Raw genomic sequence first — 17,939 nt, forward strand, 5'->3', positions numbered from 1 at the left:
TCTCTTCGCTGCCGCAAAAAGAAAAGCCCGGCTTTACGACCGGGCTTCCAGATTACTGCGGGTTAGCAGGTTTACGCGGGCGGCGTCGACGCTGCCCTTCCCCTGCCGGTTTCCCTTCACCGCTGCGCCACGGACTTTCGCCGGCCGGTTTGCTGTCGTTGTTGCGACGCGGGGGTTTGCCGGATGATTTCGGCGCGCCGCCTTCAGCACGACGCGGCTGCTGACCGCGACCACCGCCGCCCTGACCACGACCGCCGCCCTGGCGACCGTTCTGAATCGGCTCCGCCTTGATGGACGGATCCACTTCGTAGCCCGGGGTTTCGATGCGTGGGATCTCTTTCTTCAGCAGACGTTCGATGTCGCGCAGCAGCTTGTGTTCATCGACGCAGACCAGTGACAGCGCTTCACCGGTTGCCGCCGCGCGGCCGGTACGACCGATACGGTGAACGTAATCTTCCGGGACGTTTGGCAGCTCGTAGTTTACTACGTGCGGCAGCTCTTCAATGTCCAGACCACGCGCGGCGATGTCGGTTGCCACCAGCACGCGGATGTCGCCAGATTTGAAGTCCGCCAGCGCACGGGTACGCGCACCCTGGCTCTTGTTACCGTGGATGGCGGCACTGCGGATACCGTCTTTATTGAGCTGTTCCGCCAGGTGGTTCGCACCGTGCTTGGTGCGGGTAAAGACCAGCACCTGCTGCCAGTTACCCTGGCCGATCATCTGGGAGAGCAGCTCCCGCTTACGCTTTTTATCGACAAAGTGAACGTGCTGCGTCACCTGCTCAGAGGCGGTGTTGCGACGCGCCACTTCCACTTCCAGCGGATTATGCAGCAGCTTTTCTGCCAGCGCCTTGATCTCGTCGGAGAAGGTGGCAGAGAACAGCAGGTTCTGACGACGCGCAGGCAGCTTGGCCAGCACGCGACGGATGTCGTGGATAAAGCCCATGTCGAGCATGCGGTCGGCTTCGTCCAGCACCAGAATTTCGATCTGATCGAGCTTCACCGCGTTCTGGTGTTCGAGATCCAGCAGACGGCCCGGCGTTGCCACCAGCACGTCCACGCCGCCGCGCAGCTTCATCATCTGCGGGTTAATGCTGACGCCACCGAAAACGACCAGCGAGCGAATGTTGAGATAGCGGCTGTAGTCACGCACATTCTCACCAATCTGCGCCGCCAGCTCACGGGTTGGGGTCAGGATCAGCGCACGAACCGGACGACGGCCTTTGGCGTGCGGCTGGTTTTTTACCAGCAGCTCTAACAGCGGCAGCGTAAAGCCCGCGGTTTTACCGGTGCCGGTCTGGGCGCTGGCCATCAGGTCACGCCCCTGAAGAACGGCGGGGATCGCCTGCTGCTGGATGGGGGTTGGCTCAACGTAGCCCTGCTCTGCGATGGCACGCAGAATTTCCGGGTTCAGGCCAAGGGAATCAAAAGACATAAAAACTCCGAACCGCCCCGACCATCACAGGTGTAGTTTTCAGGGAGATATAACGAAAAGGGGAAGGACAAAAACCACAATGTCGTGAAGGTGCGGAGTGTAGCAGCTTTTGTGACGTGGCGCATAAAATATCCCAGCACGAACGCTCGACGGTTCAGCAATTCGGGGCTATTTTTAATCAATCGATTGATTAATTTTTAATGCCGCCATGAATACGACCCCAACGACAACCAAAGGTGAACAGGCCAAAAGCCAGCTGATTGCTGCCGCGCTGGCGCAGTTTGGCGAGTATGGCCTGCACGCGACCACGCGAGATATCGCCGCCCAGGCCGGGCAAAACATTGCGGCGATCACCTACTATTTTGGTTCAAAAGAGGATTTGTACCTCGCCTGCGCCCAGTGGATTGCCGATTTTATCGGCACACATTTTCGTCCGTACGTTGAAGAAGCCAGCGAGCTGTTGAGCCAGCCGACGCCGGATCGTGACGCTATCCGGCGGCTTATCCTGAATGCCTGCCATAATATGATCCGCCTGCTGACGCACGACGATACGCTCAACCTGAGTAAGTTTATCTCCCGCGAGCAGCTCTCCCCTACAACTGCCTATCAGCTGGTACACGATCAGGTCATTGCTCCGATGCATACCCACCTGACCCACCTGATCGCCGCCTATACCGGGCGGGACGCCAGCGATACCGTGACCATTTTGCATACCCATGCCCTGCTGGGTGAAATCCTTGCCTTTCGTCTGGGGCGGGAAACCATCCTGTTACGCACCGGCTGGACACAATTCGATGAGGATAAAGCCGCGCAGATTAGCCAGGTCATCACCTGTCATCTCGATCTGATCCTGCAAGGCTTAACGCAAAGGAGCCTGAAGTCATGAAAAAACCTGTCGCCATCATTCTGGTGGTTGTTGTTTTGCTTGCCGCAGGCGTCGGTGGCTGGCTGTGGTATCAGAGCCATCAGGAGCGGGGCCTGACGCTGTACGGTAATGTGGATATTCGTACCGTGAATATGAGCTTCCGCGTTGGTGGCCGTCTCGCCTCGCTGAGCGTTGACGAAGGTGATGCCATTAAACGCGGGCAAACGCTGGGCATGCTGGATAAAGCCCCCTACGAGAACGCCCTGATGCAGGCCAAAGCTGGCGTTTCCGTTGCCCAGGCGCAATATGACCTGATGCTGGCGGGTTATCGTGACGAAGAGATCGCCCAGGCCGCCGCTGCCGTTAAGCAGGCGAAAGCTGCCTACGACTACGCGCAGAATTTCTATAACCGTCAGCAGGGGCTGTGGAAAAGCCGCACCATTTCAGCCAACGATCTGGAGAATGCGCGTTCATCCCGCGACCAGGCGCAGGCGACGCTGAAATCCGCGCAGGATAAATTAAGCCAGTACACCACCGGTAACCGCCCGCAGGACATTGCCCAGGCCAAAGCCAGCCTTGAACAGGCGCAGGCGCAGCTGGCCCAGGCAGAGCTGGATCTGCATGATACAACCCTCATCGCCCCGTCTGACGGTACGCTGATGACCCGTGCCGTGGAGCCGGGCAGCATGCTCAGCGCGGGCAGCACCGTATTAACGCTCTCCCTGACCCGCCCGGTCTGGGTGCGCGCCTACATTGACGAGCCAAATCTCGGCCAGATGCAGCCGGGCCGCGAGCTGCTGCTCTATACCGATGGTCGTCCGGATAAGCCGTATCACGGCAAAGTCGGCTTTGTCTCCCCCACCGCCGAATTCACCCCGAAAACCGTTGAAACGCCGGACCTGCGTACCGACCTGGTGTACCGTCTGCGCATCATCGTCACCGATGCGGACGACGCGCTGCGTCAGGGCATGCCTGTTACCGTAAAAGTGAACAACGGGGAACGACATGAATGACGCGGTTATCCAGCTCAACAATCTGGTCAAACGCTTCGCAGGGATGGACAAACCGGCGGTCGCCCCGCTGAACTGCACCATTCAGAAAGGCTATGTAACCGGCCTGGTCGGCCCGGACGGCGCAGGCAAAACCACGCTGATGCGGATGCTGGCCGGTTTGCTAAAGCCGGATGAAGGCACAGCCAGCGTGCTTGGCCTTGACCCCATCAAAGACGACGGCGCGCTCCACGCCATGCTCGGCTATATGCCGCAGAAGTTTGGTCTGTATGAAGATCTGACGGTGATGGAAAACCTGAACCTGTATGCCGACCTGCGCAGCGTGACCGGCGAAACCCGGCAGAAAACCTTCGCCCGCCTGCTTGAGTTCACCTCCCTCGGCCCGTTCACCGACCGGCTGGCGGGCAAGCTCTCCGGCGGGATGAAGCAAAAGCTGGGGCTGGCCTGTACGCTCGTCGGCGAACCAAAGGTCCTGCTGCTGGACGAGCCCGGCGTCGGCGTGGACCCCATCTCCCGCCGTGAGCTGTGGCAGATGGTGCACGAGCTGGCAGGCGACGGGATGCTGATCCTCTGGAGCACCTCCTACCTCGACGAAGCGGAACAGTGCCGGGACGTGCTGCTGATGAACGAAGGCGAGCTGCTTTATCAGGGCGAGCCAACGACGTTGACGCAGAGCATGGCCGGACGCAGTTTCCTCCTCCACAGCCCGCAGGAGTCCAACCGCAGGCTGCTGCAGCGAGTGCTGAAACTGCCGCAGGTGAGCGACGGGATGATTCAGGGTCGGTCCGTGCGCGTAATCCTCAAAAAGGAGGCCACCGTCGAGGATATTCGCCGCGCGCCTGGCATGCCTGAAATTGAAATGGCAGAGACGGCGCCGCGCTTTGAAGATGCGTTTATCGACCTGCTGGGCGGCGCGGGGACATCGGAATCGCCTCTCGGCGCGATCCTCCACACGGTTGAAGGTACGCCGGGTGAAACGGTGATTGAAGCCAAATCCCTGACCAAAAAGTTCGGCGATTTCGCCGCCACCGATAACGTCAACTTTGCGGTAAAACGCGGCGAGATTTTTGGCCTGCTCGGGCCGAACGGCGCGGGGAAATCCACCACCTTTAAAATGATGTGTGGCCTGCTGGTGCCGACGTCCGGCAAGGCGCTGGTGCTGGATATGGATCTCAAAGTCAGCTCCGGCAAGGCGCGCCAGCATCTGGGCTATATGGCACAGAAATTCTCGTTGTATGGCAACCTGACCGTCGAGCAGAATCTGCGCTTTTTCTCCGGCGTGTACGGCCTGCGCGGGCGCGCGCAGAACGAGAAAATCCGCCGCATGAGCGATGCCTTCGGGTTAACGAATATTGCCTCCCACGCCACCGACGAACTGCCCCTCGGCTTTAAGCAGCGCCTCGCGCTGGCCTGCTCGCTGATGCACGAGCCCGATATTCTTTTCCTCGATGAGCCGACCTCCGGGGTGGATCCCCTCACCCGCCGCGAGTTCTGGCTGCATATCAACAGCATGGTGGAGAAAGGGGTGACGGTGATGGTGACCACCCACTTTATGGATGAGGCGGAATACTGCGACCGCATCGGGCTGGTCTATCGCGGCAAGCTGATTGCCCACGGCACCCCGGACGACCTGAAAAACCAGGCCGCCGACGATGCCGTGCCAGACCCCACCATGGAGCAGGCGTTTATCACCCTCATCCACGACTGGGATAAGGAGAATGCCCATGCGCAGTAACGCCCTTTCCTGGCGCCGGGTGCGCGCGTTATGCATAAAAGAGACGCGGCAGATCGTGCGTGACCCGAGTAGCTGGCTGATTGCGGTGGTGATCCCCCTGCTGCTGCTGTTTATCTTTGGCTACGGCATCAACCTCGACTCCAGCAAGCTGCGGGTCGGCATTTTGCTGGAACAGCAGAGCGAAGAGGCGCTGGACTTCACCCACGCCATGACCGGCTCGCCGTACATTGACGCCACCATCAGCGATAACCGGCAGGCGCTGATCCAGAAGATGCAGGCCGGGAAAATTCGCGGGCTGGTGGTCATCCCGGTGGATTTCGCCGCCAATATGGCGCGGGCGAATGCCGACGCGCCGATCCAGGTGATTACCGACGGCAGCGAACCGAACACTGCGAACTTCGTTCAGGGCTACGTGGAGGGGATCTGGCAGCTATGGCAGATGCAGCGCGCCGAAGACCGGGGGGAGACGTTTGAACCGCTCATCGACGTGCAAACACGCTACTGGTTTAACCCTGCCGCCATCAGCCAGCACTTTATCATTCCGGGCGCGGTGACGATTATCATGACGGTGATTGGCGCGATCCTGACCTCGCTGGTGATCGCCCGCGAGTGGGAGCGTGGCACCATGGAGGCGCTGCTCTCCACAGAAGTGACGCGCGTCGAGCTGCTGCTGTGCAAGCTCATCCCCTACTACTTCCTCGGCATGCTGGCGATGCTGCTCTGCATGCTTGTCGCCGTCTTTATCCTCGGCGTGCCGTACCGCGGCTCGCTGGTGGTGCTGTTCTTTATCACCAGCCTGTTTTTACTTAGCACGCTGGGGATGGGGCTGCTCATCTCCACCATCACCCGCAACCAGTTTAACGCCGCGCAGGTGGCGCTCAACGCCGCCTTTTTACCGTCGATCATGCTGTCCGGGTTTATTTTCCAGATAGACAGTATGCCAGCGGTGATCCGCGCCGTGACCTACATCATTCCGGCGCGTTATTTCGTGAGCACGCTGCAAAGCCTGTTCCTGGCGGGGAATATTCCGGTGGTGCTGATTATCAACACGCTGTTTTTAATGGCGTCAGCGGTGATGTTTATCGGATTGACGTGGTTGAAAACCAAACGGCGTCTGGATTAAGGAGCGAACATGTTTCACCGACTATGGACGTTAATACGAAAAGAGCTGCAATCCCTGCTGCGCGAGCCGCAAACCCGCGCCATTCTGGTTTTGCCGGTGTTGATCCAGGTGTTGCTGTTCCCCTTTGCCGCGACGCTTGAGGTGACCAACGCCACCATCGCCATTTACAACGAAGATAACGGTAAACATTCCGTCGAGCTGACGCAGCGCTTTGCCCGTGCAAAAGCGTTTACCCATATCCTGCTGCTGAAAAGCCCGCAGGAAATCCAGCCGACCATCGATACGCAAAAAGCCCTGCTGCTGGTGCGCTTCCCGGCAGATTTTTCCCGTAACCTGGATACCTTCCAGACCGCGCCGATGCAGCTTATCCTCGACGGGCGCAACTCTAACAGCGCCCAGATTGCGGCCAACTATCTGCAGCAGGTGGTGAAGAATTATCAGCAGGAGCTGATGGACGGCAAACCAAAGCCCAACAACAGCGAGCTGGTGGTGCGTAACTGGTACAACCCGAATCTGGACTACAAATGGTTTGTGGTGCCGTCGCTGATCGCCATGATCACCACCATCGGGGTGATGATCGTCACCTCCCTGTCCGTCGCCCGCGAGCGGGAACAAGGTACGCTGGATCAGCTGCTGGTTTCCCCACTCGCGACCTGGCAAATCTTTGTTGGCAAAGCGGTGCCGGCGCTGATTGTCGCGACATTTCAGGCCACTATCGTGCTGGGCGTGGGAATTTGGGCCTATCAAATCCCGTTTGCCGGTTCGCTGGCGCTGTTTTACTTCACGATGGTGATTTACGGGCTGTCGCTGGTGGGGTTTGGGCTGTTAATTTCGGCGCTGTGCTCGACGCAGCAGCAGGCGTTTATCGGCGTGTTTGTCTTTATGATGCCAGCGATTTTGCTCTCCGGGTACGTTTCCCCTGTCGAGAACATGCCGGTGTGGCTGCAGGACATCACATGGATAAACCCGATACGCCACTTTACGGACATTACCAAGCAGATCTATCTGAAGGATGCGAGTCTGGATATTGTCTGGGGGAGTTTGTGGCCGCTACTGGTCATAGCGGCCACGACGGGGTCAGTGGCGTACGCGATGTTTAGACGCAACATTGCGTAGCTTTTTCTCTTTGGTGAGCAATGAGACCACCGCAGGCCCTGCAAGGATTGCGAGACCCGCCAGGGCCAGCAGCAGGTTGTTTTGCAGCACGCGTGACAGCAGCCAAAGCACAATCATCGCGGCACCAAAGTACCAGGTGGTGGTGAGCTCTTCGAGCACATCACCCACCTCGCGCCAGCGCGCTTCATGGTGGCGCTGTAAGAACAACATCGACAGCACGGTGACGCCATAGAGGACGCATAGCCCCAGGCCAACACGCACCAGCGTGCCGCTCATCCAGCCCATCACCAGTACGGCCACGACCAGTAAATGCAACATTATCTGCCAGCAACTTAACCCCGTTGCGACACGAACACGTTGTTGCCACTTCATGGCTTCTCTCCTGAAGGATTTTATCTGCTTAATCAGACTACCGCACTTTACGGAAAATTCCGTAACGCCGCATCTTTTTGTGACGCCGACTACACTTTATTTTCATTGGGATAGTCACTCAGGAAGGGGCTTATGACTCAAAAAATGCAGCATTTCTCGCTTAAAGTGCTGACGATAAACATTCATAAAGGCTTCACAGCATTTAATCGCCGCTTCATTTTACCGGAGCTGCGCGACGCGGTTCGCACCGTCAGCGCGGACATTGTCTGCCTGCAGGAGGTGATGGGCGCGCACGAGGTGCATCCCATGCATTTCGAGAACTGGCCCGATACGCCGCACTATGAATTTCTGGCCGACACGATGTGGAGTGATTACGCCTACGGGCGCAACGCGGTCTATCCGGAAGGCCATCACGGGAACGCGGTGCTGTCACGTTTTCCTATCGAACATTATGAGAACCGGGACGTTTCCGTGGGTGAGAGCGAAAAGCGCGGGCTGCTATACTGCCGCATCGCGCCACCGGCACTCACGGTGCCCATTCATGTCGGTTGCGTGCATCTTGGCCTGCGCGAAGCCCACCGTCAGGCGCAGCTACAGATGCTGGCTGACTGGACCAATGCGCTTCCCGACGGAGAACCCGTGGTCGTGGCCGGTGATTTTAACGACTGGCGGCAGCGCGCGAACCATCCTCTGAAAGTCAATGCAGGGCTGGAGGAGATTTTTACCCGGGCCCATGGTCGCCCGGCACGGACGTTCCCGGTGCGCTTTCCCCTGCTGCGCCTGGACCGTATCTACGTGAAAAATGCCCATGCCAGCAGCCCGACGGCGCTGGCCTTACTTAACTGGCGACATCTGTCCGACCATGCCCCGCTCAGCGCGGAGATCCACTTATGAAATGTTCCTGGCAGGAAGGCAACCGGATCTCGCTGCTGGTCAACGGCGACGAGTATTACCCGGCCGTCTTTAAGGCGATTGATAACGCTAAGCAGAGAGTGATCCTCGAAACCTTTATCTGGTTCGAGGACGACGTGGGCAAACAGTTACACAGCGTACTGCTGCGTGCCGCCCGGCGCGGCGTCAAAATTGAAGCGCTGCTGGACGGCTATGGCTCACCGGACCTCAGCGACGGGTTCGTGAATGAACTGACCGCTGCGGGCGTGGTGTTCCGCTACTACGATCCCGGCCCGCGCCTGTTTGGCATGCGTACCAACCTTTTCCGGCGGATGCACCGCAAAATTGTGGTGGTGGATGAGACGGTGGCGTTTGTCGGCGGCATTAACTACTCCGCTGAACATATGTCCGACTACGGCCCGGAAGCAAAACAGGATTACGCCATTCGCATTGAGGGCCCGGTAGTACAGGACATCGTATTATTCGAACTGGAGAACCTGCCGGGGAAAGAGGCCGTTCGCCGCTGGTGGAAACGCCGCCATCGCCCGGAGGAGAACCGCAAGCCCGGCGAAGCGCAGGCCCTTTTCGTCTGGCGCGATAACGGCGAGCACCGGGACGATATTGAACGCCATTACCTGAAGATGCTCGCCAACGCGAAGCGCGAAGTGATCATTGCTAACGCCTACTTTTTCCCGGGCTATCGCCTGCTGCATGCCATGCGTAATGCGGCCCGGCGCGGCGTACGGGTGAAGCTGATTGTGCAGGGCGAGCCGGATATGCCGATAGTCAAAGTTGGCGCGCGGCTGCTGTATAACTATCTGGTCAAAGGCGGCGTTCAGATCTACGAATATCGCCGTCGGCCGCTACATGGCAAAGTCGCGCTGATGGACGATCACTGGGCCACCGTCGGCTCCAGCAACCTGGATCCGCTGAGCTTATCGCTGAATCTCGAAGCTAACCTGATCATCCACGATCGCCAGTTTAATCAGACCCTGCGGGATAATTTGCAGGCCCTGATTGTTAACGACTGCGTGCGCGTGGATGAGTCTATGGTGCCGAAACGCACCTGGTGGAACCTGGGCATCAGCGTAGTGGTGTTCCACTTCCTGCGTCATTTCCCGGCGATGGTCGGCTGGCTGCCAGCGCATACGCCGAAGCTGGCGCAGGTGGACCCGCCGGTACAACCCGAAATGGAAACCCAGGACCGCGTTGAAGCAGAAGATGGAGGCAAACCCTGATGTCGAAATCACATCCGCGCTGGCGGCTGGCGAAAAAAATTCTCACCTGGGTGTTCTTTATTGCGGTCGCCGTGCTGCTGGTAGTGTATGCCCAAAAAGTTGACTGGGAGGAGGTGTGGAAAGTTATCCGCAACTACAACCGGATGGTGCTGCTGGGCGCGACAGGGCTGGTGATCGTGAGCTACCTGATGTACGGCTGCTACGACCTGCTGGGCCGGGCATACTGCGGCCACAAGCTGGCTAAACGCCAGGTGATGCTGGTGTCGTTTATTTGCTACGCCTTCAACCTGACGCTGAGTACCTGGGTCGGGGGGATTGGCATGCGCTATCGCCTCTACTCGCGTCTCGGGCTGCCGGGCGGGACCATAACACGCATTTTTTCCCTGAGCATCACCACTAACTGGCTGGGCTATATTCTGCTCGGCGGGGTGATTTTCACCATCGGCGTGGTCCAGCTGCCCGCGCACTGGTACATCGATGAAGCCACGCTGCGTATTCTCGGCATCGTGCTGCTGCTGATTATCGCTTTTTATCTGTGGGCCTGCGCGTTTGCTAAACGCCGTCATATGACCCTCAGAGGGCAGAAACTGGTATTGCCGTCGTGGAAGTTTGCCATGCTGCAGATGGCGGTATCCAGCGCTAACTGGATGGCGATGGGAGCAATTATCTGGCTGTTGATTGGCGAGGACGTGAATTACTTCTTCGTGCTGGGCGTGCTGCTGGTGAGCAGTATCGCCGGGGTTATTGTGCATATCCCGGCGGGGATTGGGGTGCTGGAGGCGGTGTTCATTGCGCTTCTGGCCGGAGAGCATGTTTCTCAGGGAGCGATTATTGCCGCCCTGCTCGCCTACCGCATGCTCTATTACTTCCTGCCGCTGGCGCTGGCCACGGTCTGTTATCTGGTGCTGGAGAGTCGGGCGAAGAAACTACGGGCGAAGAATGAGAGGATGTTAGCGAAGTGAATAAGTCGGGTGGCTGCTTCGCCTTACCCGACCTACGGTTCGCGTTTCGTAGGCCGGGTAAGGCGAAGCCGCCACCCGGCAAAACAACCTTAACGACGGTTGCCGAAAATACGCAGCAACATCAGGAACAGGTTGATGAAGTCCAGATAGAGCGTCAGCGCGCCCAGAATCGAGTATTTGCGCAGGTTTGAACTGTCGCGCACGTCGATCTGCTCGCCGATGTTTTTCAGCTTCTGGGTGTCATACGCCGTCAGCCCAACGAAGACCACCACACCAATGTAGGTCACGGCCCACATCAGCGCTTCACTCTTCAGCCACAGGTTCACCAGCGACGCCAGCACAATCCCGATCAGCCCCATAAACAGCATGCTGCCGAAACCACTCAGGTCACGTTTGGTGGTGTAGCCGTAAAGGCTCATCGCGCCGAACATCCCGCCGGTTACCACAAACGTGCTGGCAATGGAGGAGTAGGTGTAGACGATGAAAATACTGGAAAGCGTCAGCCCCGTTAGCGCCGAATAGAGCATAAACAGCGTGGTCGCCATCCCCGCACTGAGCTTTTGCACCAGCCCGGAGAGGACAAACACCAGCGCCAGCTGCGCGATAATCAGCCCAAAGAAGGTGATTTTGCTGGAGAAGATAAACATCATCAGTTCAGGCGTGTTCGCCGCATACCACGCGATAAACGCGGTAAGCAGCAGGCCAACTGTCATCCAGCCGTACACCTGAGCCATATACGTCTGCAGGCCGCTACGGGTCTGCTGTACTATTGAATCGGAACGCGGAAATCGGTCCATGATTCACTCCTGATTAAGATTAAGTAGACACACACGTTAAGATTAACACATCCACGTCAACCGACTACCAACGGCTGGCGGCTTGTTTATCACTATCGCGGGATTCCACCCAGCGCTCCCCTTCCGGCGTCGCTTCCCGCTTCCAGAACGGCGCTTTAGTTTTGAGGTAATCCATCATGAACTCCCCTGCCGCAAACGCGCTACCGCGGTGCGCGCTGGTCACGCCCACGAAAACAATCTCTTCGCCTGGCCACATCTCGCCGATGCGGTGGATCACCGTGACGCGCCCGAGCGGCCAGCGGCCACGCGCTTCTTCCACAATGGCCGCCAGCGATTTCTCCGTCATGCCCGGGTAGTGCTCCAGCGTCAGCGCCTTCACGCTGTCACCGAGGTTGTGATTGCGTACCTTGCCGGTGAACGTCACGACCGCGCCGTCTTCGTCACGCTCGGCCAGCCAGTCATATTCTGTCCCCACGTTAAAACGCGCCGGGCTCACCAGAATTCGGGTCTCAGCCATCTTAACCCCCTGTGACCGGCGGAAAGAAGGCCACTTCATCCCCTGCGGTTAGCGGATGGCTGAACTCAACCAGCGTCTGGTTCACGGCGGCCAGCAGCTTACTTTCGTCCAGCGCCAGCGCCCAGCGTTCGCCCTGTGCGGCCAGATGCGCACGCAGGGCGGCGACGTTTTCAAAAGAGCCCTCCAGCGTCAGGCTGTCGGTATTCACCAGCTCGCGCACCTGGGCAAAAAAGAGCACCTTAATCATGGCTGTCCACCTTAAAATCACCGGATTTGCCGCCGCTTTTTGCCAGCAGGCGAACCGGGCCAATCACCATATCTTTCTGCACCGCTTTACACATGTCGTAGATGGTCAGCGCGGCAACGGAGGCTGCCGTCAGGGCTTCCATCTCAACGCCGGTCTTCCCGGTTAAGCGGCACAGGGACTCAATGCGCACCCGATTATGCTCCGGCTGCGCCTGCAGGTTCACTTCCACCTTGCTAAGCATCAGCGGATGGCAAAGGGGAATGAGGTCCCAGGTGCGCTTGGCGGCCTGAATACCGGCGATGCGGGCGGTGGCAAAGACGTCACCCTTGTGGTGGCTGCCGTCGATAATCATCGCCAGCGTTTCCGGCTGCATGGTAACGAACGCTTCTGCGCGCGCCTCGCGCACCGTTTCCGCTTTGGCGGAGACATCCACCATATGCGCTTCGCCGGCGGCGTTAATGTGGGTCAGTTGTGACATAGCTTATTTCTTTAAATGGGGATGGAAATTACACGGACGGGTACGGGCATCCAGCTGCGGGGCGATGATGTTTTCCCACGCGGTGCGGCAGGCTTTGGTCGAGCCCGGCATGGCGAAAATCAGGGTGTTGTTGGCCACCCCGGCGACGGCGCGCGACTGCAGCGTGGAGGTACCAATCTCCTCAAAGGAGAGCATGCGGAATACTTCGCCGAAGCCTTCCACTTCGCGGTCAAACAGTGGGATCAGCGCTTCAGGCGCCTGATCGCCTGCGGTAAAACCGGTGCCGCCGGTGATCAATACCACCTGCACTTCATCGCTGGCAATCCACTGCGAAACCTGCGCGCGAATGGCGTAGCGGTTCTCTTTCACAATCGCTTTATCGACGATGTGATGCCCCGCATCATGGGCCGCCTCGCGCAGCCAGTGGCCGGACGTATCATCCTCTTCGCCACGGCGGTTGGAAACGGTAAGAATAGCAATGCGTGTCGGGATAAATTCTGCGCTTACCTGACTCATCTTCTGATTCCTTCTTAAGCCTGATCACCCGCCAATATAAGACAGGTTCTGAGTAATGCCGGTGTTGCCCTGATGCAGGAAGTGGGTCTGTTTTTTGTGCGTCAGCGCTTCAGAAATGCGCGCTTCAAGCGCTTCCTGTTGAGCATCGTCTTCCAGCAGATCGCGCAGATCTACGCCGCCGTCGCCGAAGAGGCAGAGATGGAGCTTGCCCACGGAGGAGACGCGCAGACGGTTACAGCTGGCGCAGAAGTCTTTCTCATAGGGCATGATAAGCCCAATCTCACCCTCGTAATCCGGGTGGCAGAAGACCTGCGCCGGGCCGTCGCTGCGCTGGCGGATCTGGTGGATCCAGCCGCGTTTGAGCAGCTCGTCGCGCAACACCATGCCGGAAATGTGATGGCGGCGGAACAGGTCACTGCCCTCACCGGTTTCCATCAGCTCGATAAAACGCAGCTGGATGGGGCGGGATTTTATCCACGCCAGGAAGGTATCGAGCTGCTGATGGTTCACATCACGCATCAGCACCGTATTGACTTTGACTTTCTCGAATCCGGCCGCAAATGCCGCGTCGATGCCATCCATCACCTGGCGGAACTTGTCCTGGCCGGTAATGGCGTGAAACTGGCGGGCATCGAGGCTGTCCACGCTGACGTTGATGGCGGTTAAGCCCGCGTCGCGCCAGGTCGCCACATCACGCGCCATCCGGTAACCGTTGGTGGTCACCGCAATCTGGCGGATATGTTCGTTTTCACGCACGGCGGCAATGATGTCGGGGAAATCACGGCGCAGAGAAGGTTCGCCTCCGGTCAGCCTGACCTTTTCGGTGCCAAGCCCGGAGAACGCACGCGTAACGCGGCGCACCTCATCCACGGAGAGAAAGCCGTTATTGGTGACGCTGCCCGGTTTGTAACCGTCGGGCAGGCAGTAGGTGCAACGGAAGTTGCACACATCGGTAATCGACAGACGTAAGTAATAAAACTTACGCGCGAAAGCATCAGTCAGTTGTGAAGCCATGTACACCTTTCCAGATACGGGAGGCACAGTCATTTCTTTCTGTACCCTGGTGGCAGATCCGCCACGGCCAGAGCGCCATATCTTTCGACACAGGCACAAAGGCTAGAGTGTATGTTTTCAAATTCGAAAACGTGGTTATGGCGATAGTAGCGCGGAAATTCTCACTTCGCCATCATCGCCTTTCGCTATATAATTATATATATAGCGACTCAATCGTGCATTTTCGCTACAGAATACCTAAAAACCCTCTTTTCGCATTGATATACGTCATTTTGCTTCGTATGAGGCATCGTCTTTTAGGGGTAGTTCAGGTAGTGTTACGCAGATCAAACGTGATAAGGAACGGGTATGCGTAATCGCACTTTTGCGGATCTTGACCGAGTGGTCGCTCTTGGCGGAGGCCACGGTCTGGGCCGGGTGATGTCCTCTTTGTCGTCACTGGGCTCAAGGCTGACAGGGATAGTGACAACCACCGATAATGGCGGCTCAACCGGGCGGATCAGACGTGCCGAAGGCGGCATCGCCTGGGGGGATATGCGCAACTGTCTCAACCAGCTGATTACCGAACCGAGCGTCGCATCAGCGATGTTTGAGTACCGTTTTGGCGGCAACGGGGAACTTTCCGGACATAACCTTGGAAATTTAATGCTTAAGGCGCTGGATCACCTGAGCGTGCGTCCGCTTGAAGCCATCAACTTGATACGAAATCTGCTGAAAGTGGATGCGTTCCTGATCCCGATGTCAGAACAGCCGGTGGATTTAATGGCCATTGATGCTGACGATCACGAAGTGTACGGCGAAGTGAATATCGACCAGCTTCTGCTGCCGCCAAAAGAGCTGATGACCTACCCGAGCGTACCGGCGACGCGTGAAGCCGTCGAAGCGATTGGCGAAGCGGATTTAATCCTGATTGGCCCGGGCAGTTTTTATACCAGCCTGATGCCGATCCTGCTGGTCAAAGAGCTGGCGCAGGCGCTGCGTCGCACTCCTGCTCCGATGGTTTACATCGGTAATCTGGGGCGTGAGCTGAGCCCGGCGGCGGCAAGCCTGTCGCTGGCAGACAAACTGAGCCTGATGGAGCAGTACGTCGGCAAGAAAATCATCGACGGCGTGGTGGTTGGGCCTAAGGTGGATGTCTCCGGTATCGGCGAGCGGGTGGTGATTCAGGAGCCGCTGGAGGCCAGCGATATTAAATACCGCCACGACCGCCATCTGCTGCGCGAAGCGCTGGAGAAGGCGATTCAGGCGCTGGGTTAGGTTCGTTTTATGCGGCCTGTTGCCCTCACCCCGGCCCTCTCCCACAGGGAGAGGGAGAAAACACATCACCGACTCACGATGCCGCGATAAACAAATCCCGCAGCTGATGAAGCTGATCGCGGATCTGCGCCGCCTCTTCGAACTCCAGGTTCTGGGCGTGCTGCATCATCTGCGCCTCCAGCTCGTGGATCTTCTGCTGCAGCGCTTTCGGCGTCAGTACGACGGTATCTTCTTCCACCACGGAACGCGCCTTGCCGCGGCCTTTCGCTTTGGTCTTCGCAATGTTCTGACCGAGCGCCAGAATATCCACCACTTTCTTGTTCAGCCCCTGCGGAGTAATGCCGTGCTCTTCGTTATAGCGCTGCTGTTTCTCACGGCGGCGTTCCGTTTCGCCAATCGCTTTCGCCATCGACGGGGTAATTTTGTCGCCGTAGAGAATCGCTTTGCCATTGACGTTACGCGCGGCGCGGCCAATGGTCTGGATCAGCGAGCGCTCGGAACGCAGGAAGCCCTCTTTATCCGCGTCCAGAATCGCCACCAGCGAGACTTCCGGCATATCCAGCCCCTCTCGCAACAGGTTGATCCCTACCAGCACGTCAAACTCACCCAGACGCAGATCGCGGATGATCTCCATACGCTCCACGGTATCGATATCCGAGTGCAGATAACGCACCTTCTCGCCGTGCTCTTCCAGGTACTCCGTCAGGTCTTCCGCCATACGCTTGGTGAGCGTCGTCACCAGCACACGCTCGTTGATGGCGGCACGCTTGCGGATCTCAGAGAGCAGATCGTCCACCTGGGTCGCCACCGGACGCACTTCGATAATCGGATCCAGCAGCCCGGTCGGACGAACCACCTGATCAATCACCTCATCGCCCGATTTCTCCAGCTCGTAGTTGCCCGGCGTGGCCGACACGTAAATAGTCTGTGGCGCCAGCGCCTCAAACTCTTCAAACTTCATCGGACGGTTATCCAGTGCCGACGGCAGACGGAACCCGTACTCCACCAGCGTCTCTTTACGCGCGCGGTCACCGCGGTACATCCCGCCAATCTGCGGAATGGTGACGTGGGATTCGTCTATCACCAGCAAGCCGTCGGCCGGAAGGTAGTCAAACAGCGTCGGCGGCGGCTCACCCGGCCCACGACCGGAGAGGAAACGGGAGTAGTTTTCAATACCGGAGCAGTAGCCGAGCTCGTTCATCATCTCCAGATCGAACTGGGTTCGCTGGCTCAGGCGTTGCTCTTCCAGCAGCTTATTGTTCGCCAGAAGCACCTTACGGCGTTCAGCCAGCTCCACTTTGATCTCTTCCATCGCCTGCACGATACGCTCGCGCGGCGTCACGTAGTGCGTTTTAGGGTAGATGGTAAAACGCTGGATCACCGACTCAACGTGACCGGTTAGCGGGTCAAACAACGATAAACGTTCAACCTCTTCATCAAACAGCTCAACGCGCAGCGCCATATCGTCCGATTCCGCCGGGAAGATGTCGATCACCTCCCCGCGCACGCGGAACGTTCCGCGCTGAAATGCCTGGTCGTTACGGGTGTACTGCAACTCCGCCAGACGGCGCAAAATCGCACGCTGATCGATGATCATCCCCTGCGTCAGGTGGAGCATCATCTTCAGATAGAGGTCCGGGTCGCCCAGGCCGTAAATCGCCGAAACCGACGCCACCACAACCACATCGCGACGCTCCAGCAGCGCCTTGGTCGCCGACAATCGCATCTGCTCGATGTGTTCGTTCACTGAGGCATCTTTCTCGATGAAGGTGTCAGAGCTCGGCACATAGGCTTCCGGCTGGTAGTAATCGTAGTAGGAAACGAAATACTCAACGGCGTTCTCCGGGAAGAACTCTTTCATCTCGCCGTAAAGCTGTGCCGCGAGGGTTTTGTTGGGGGCAAGCACCATCGTAGGGCGCTGCAGATCCGCGATCACGTTGGCGATGGTGAACGTTTTACCGGAACCGGTTACCCCCAGCAGCGTCTGGTGCGCAAGCCCATCTTCCAGCCCCTCTTCCAGACGACGGATCGCCTCAGGCTGATCGCCAGATGGACGGAAAGCAGAATTCAGTTTGAACGGTTTACTCATGGGCGACGACCTGATGACGTTATAAGCGGCAGGTGAGTAATTTTACTCGTTGTTGCCAGGAATGCCAGTAAAAAACACTGGATGAAAAACCAGTAGCATGTCAGGATATTTAGCATAGCGGCTTAAGGATTAGCGCGTTAATGGATAAAATTTCGACTCTGACGAGATAAAAAACCAGTCAACGTGGGTTATCCCCAGAACTTTTTCTTTTTTAACATTTGTCAAGCCAGGTTATGAGAGTTTTATGGCAGCGCGTGACACTTTCATTACGGTAATT

Annotated in this window: 18 protein-coding genes and 1 riboswitch; of the genes, 9 read left to right on the top strand and 9 right to left on the bottom strand. The window is 57.8% G+C overall.

From position 1 onward, the window contains the following. Positions 1 to 52 precede the first annotated feature (52 nt). Positions 53 to 1,435 carry an ATP-dependent RNA helicase RhlE gene (gene rhlE, locus ACOTYN_RS04435; RefSeq protein ID WP_023332460.1) on the bottom strand — a complete coding sequence of 461 codons (1,383 nt, stop codon included), beginning with the start codon at positions 1,433 to 1,435 and terminating at the stop codon, positions 53 to 55. A gap of 208 nt (positions 1,436 to 1,643) precedes the next feature. On the opposite strand from rhlE, the gene cecR reads away from it, so the two are divergent. From cecR to ACOTYN_RS04460, 5 genes are read left to right on the top strand one after another with little or no spacing between them, the layout of a single operon-like run. After that, on the top strand, positions 1,644 to 2,321 hold the full coding sequence (gene cecR / locus ACOTYN_RS04440; protein ID WP_332956600.1) for a transcriptional regulator CecR: 678 nt from the start codon (positions 1,644 to 1,646) through the stop codon (positions 2,319 to 2,321). Beyond that, positions 2,318 to 3,313, top strand: coding sequence for a secretion protein HlyD (gene hlyD, locus ACOTYN_RS04445; RefSeq protein ID WP_332956598.1), 996 nt, complete (start codon positions 2,318 to 2,320; stop codon positions 3,311 to 3,313). The genes cecR and hlyD overlap by 4 nt, the downstream gene beginning before the upstream one ends. Further along, complete coding sequence (locus ACOTYN_RS04450) at positions 3,306 to 5,045, top strand: ATP-binding cassette domain-containing protein (protein WP_023336950.1); 1,740 nt, start codon at positions 3,306 to 3,308, stop codon at positions 5,043 to 5,045. The genes hlyD and ACOTYN_RS04450 overlap by 8 nt, the downstream gene beginning before the upstream one ends. Next, positions 5,035 to 6,168 (top strand): ABC transporter permease, encoded by a 1,134-nt coding sequence (locus ACOTYN_RS04455; protein WP_023332456.1) that lies wholly within the window; start codon positions 5,035 to 5,037, stop codon positions 6,166 to 6,168. The genes ACOTYN_RS04450 and ACOTYN_RS04455 overlap by 11 nt, the downstream gene beginning before the upstream one ends. A gap of 9 nt (positions 6,169 to 6,177) precedes the next feature. Then, a complete protein-coding gene (locus ACOTYN_RS04460; protein WP_023332455.1) occupies positions 6,178 to 7,284 on the top strand; it encodes an ABC transporter permease in 1,107 nt (368 codons plus the stop codon). Here ACOTYN_RS04460 and ACOTYN_RS04465 read toward each other — a convergent pair. Next, positions 7,246 to 7,656 (bottom strand): YbhQ family protein, encoded by a 411-nt coding sequence (locus ACOTYN_RS04465; RefSeq protein ID WP_014883088.1) that lies wholly within the window; start codon positions 7,654 to 7,656, stop codon positions 7,246 to 7,248. The two genes, ACOTYN_RS04460 and ACOTYN_RS04465, sit on opposite strands and share 39 nt — an antisense overlap. A gap of 132 nt (positions 7,657 to 7,788) precedes the next feature. On the opposite strand from ACOTYN_RS04465, the gene ACOTYN_RS04470 reads away from it, so the two are divergent. From ACOTYN_RS04470 to ACOTYN_RS04480, 3 genes are read left to right on the top strand one after another with little or no spacing between them, the layout of a single operon-like run. Further along, the gene (locus tag ACOTYN_RS04470; RefSeq protein ID WP_023332454.1) at positions 7,789 to 8,550 is read left to right on the top strand and encodes an endonuclease/exonuclease/phosphatase family protein; all 762 of its coding nucleotides are present in this window, start codon (positions 7,789 to 7,791) and stop codon (positions 8,548 to 8,550) included. Next, on the top strand, positions 8,547 to 9,785 hold the full coding sequence (clsB, locus tag ACOTYN_RS04475) for a cardiolipin synthase ClsB (RefSeq protein WP_014883086.1): 1,239 nt from the start codon (positions 8,547 to 8,549) through the stop codon (positions 9,783 to 9,785). Before ACOTYN_RS04470 ends, clsB begins: the two co-directional genes overlap by 4 nt. Continuing rightward, entirely contained in the window at positions 9,785 to 10,747 is a 963-nt protein-coding gene (locus ACOTYN_RS04480; protein WP_014883085.1) for a lysylphosphatidylglycerol synthase transmembrane domain-containing protein, read from the top strand. Before clsB ends, ACOTYN_RS04480 begins: the two co-directional genes overlap by 1 nt. A gap of 89 nt (positions 10,748 to 10,836) precedes the next feature. Here ACOTYN_RS04480 and ACOTYN_RS04485 read toward each other — a convergent pair whose 3' ends face one another. From ACOTYN_RS04485 to moaA, 6 genes are all read right to left on the bottom strand, one after another. Then, positions 10,837 to 11,544 (bottom strand): Bax inhibitor-1/YccA family protein, encoded by a 708-nt coding sequence (locus ACOTYN_RS04485; protein ID WP_014883084.1) that lies wholly within the window; start codon positions 11,542 to 11,544, stop codon positions 10,837 to 10,839. A 64-nt stretch (positions 11,545 to 11,608) separates the two neighbouring features. Next, the gene (gene moaE / locus ACOTYN_RS04490; RefSeq protein WP_014883083.1) at positions 11,609 to 12,061 is read right to left on the bottom strand and encodes a molybdopterin synthase catalytic subunit MoaE; all 453 of its coding nucleotides are present in this window, start codon (positions 12,059 to 12,061) and stop codon (positions 11,609 to 11,611) included. A 1-nt stretch (position 12,062) separates the two neighbouring features. Next, a complete protein-coding gene (moaD, locus tag ACOTYN_RS04495; RefSeq protein WP_014883082.1) occupies positions 12,063 to 12,308 on the bottom strand; it encodes a molybdopterin synthase sulfur carrier subunit in 246 nt (81 codons plus the stop codon). After that, complete coding sequence (moaC, locus tag ACOTYN_RS04500; protein ID WP_014883081.1) at positions 12,301 to 12,786, bottom strand: cyclic pyranopterin monophosphate synthase MoaC; 486 nt, start codon at positions 12,784 to 12,786, stop codon at positions 12,301 to 12,303. The genes moaD and moaC overlap by 8 nt, the downstream gene beginning before the upstream one ends. Positions 12,787 to 12,789: 3 nt before the next feature. Then, positions 12,790 to 13,302: a molybdenum cofactor biosynthesis protein B gene (gene moaB / locus ACOTYN_RS04505; protein WP_032637144.1), complete on the bottom strand. Its 513-nt coding sequence runs from the start codon at positions 13,300 to 13,302 to the stop codon at positions 12,790 to 12,792. A 24-nt stretch (positions 13,303 to 13,326) separates the two neighbouring features. Then, positions 13,327 to 14,316 carry a GTP 3',8-cyclase MoaA gene (gene moaA / locus ACOTYN_RS04510; RefSeq protein WP_071922459.1) on the bottom strand — a complete coding sequence of 330 codons (990 nt, stop codon included), beginning with the start codon at positions 14,314 to 14,316 and terminating at the stop codon, positions 13,327 to 13,329. Then, positions 14,304 to 14,438, bottom strand: a riboswitch (molybdenum cofactor riboswitch). It overlaps the preceding gene by 13 nt. Before the next feature lie 226 nt (positions 14,439 to 14,664). On the opposite strand from moaA, the gene yvcK reads away from it, so the two are divergent. After that, positions 14,665 to 15,573, top strand: a complete 909-nt coding sequence (yvcK, locus tag ACOTYN_RS04515) for a uridine diphosphate-N-acetylglucosamine-binding protein YvcK (RefSeq protein ID WP_014883078.1) — start codon at positions 14,665 to 14,667, stop codon at positions 15,571 to 15,573. Between the two features lie 73 nt (positions 15,574 to 15,646). Here yvcK and uvrB read toward each other — a convergent pair whose 3' ends face one another. Continuing rightward, entirely contained in the window at positions 15,647 to 17,662 is a 2,016-nt protein-coding gene (gene uvrB / locus ACOTYN_RS04520; protein WP_014883077.1) for an excinuclease ABC subunit UvrB, read from the bottom strand. Between the last annotated feature and the right edge of the window lie 277 nt (positions 17,663 to 17,939).

This window comes from Enterobacter cloacae complex sp. IR5458 (genome assembly GCF_049238025.1).
Classification (GTDB): Bacteria; Pseudomonadota; Gammaproteobacteria; order Enterobacterales; family Enterobacteriaceae; genus Enterobacter; species Enterobacter kobei.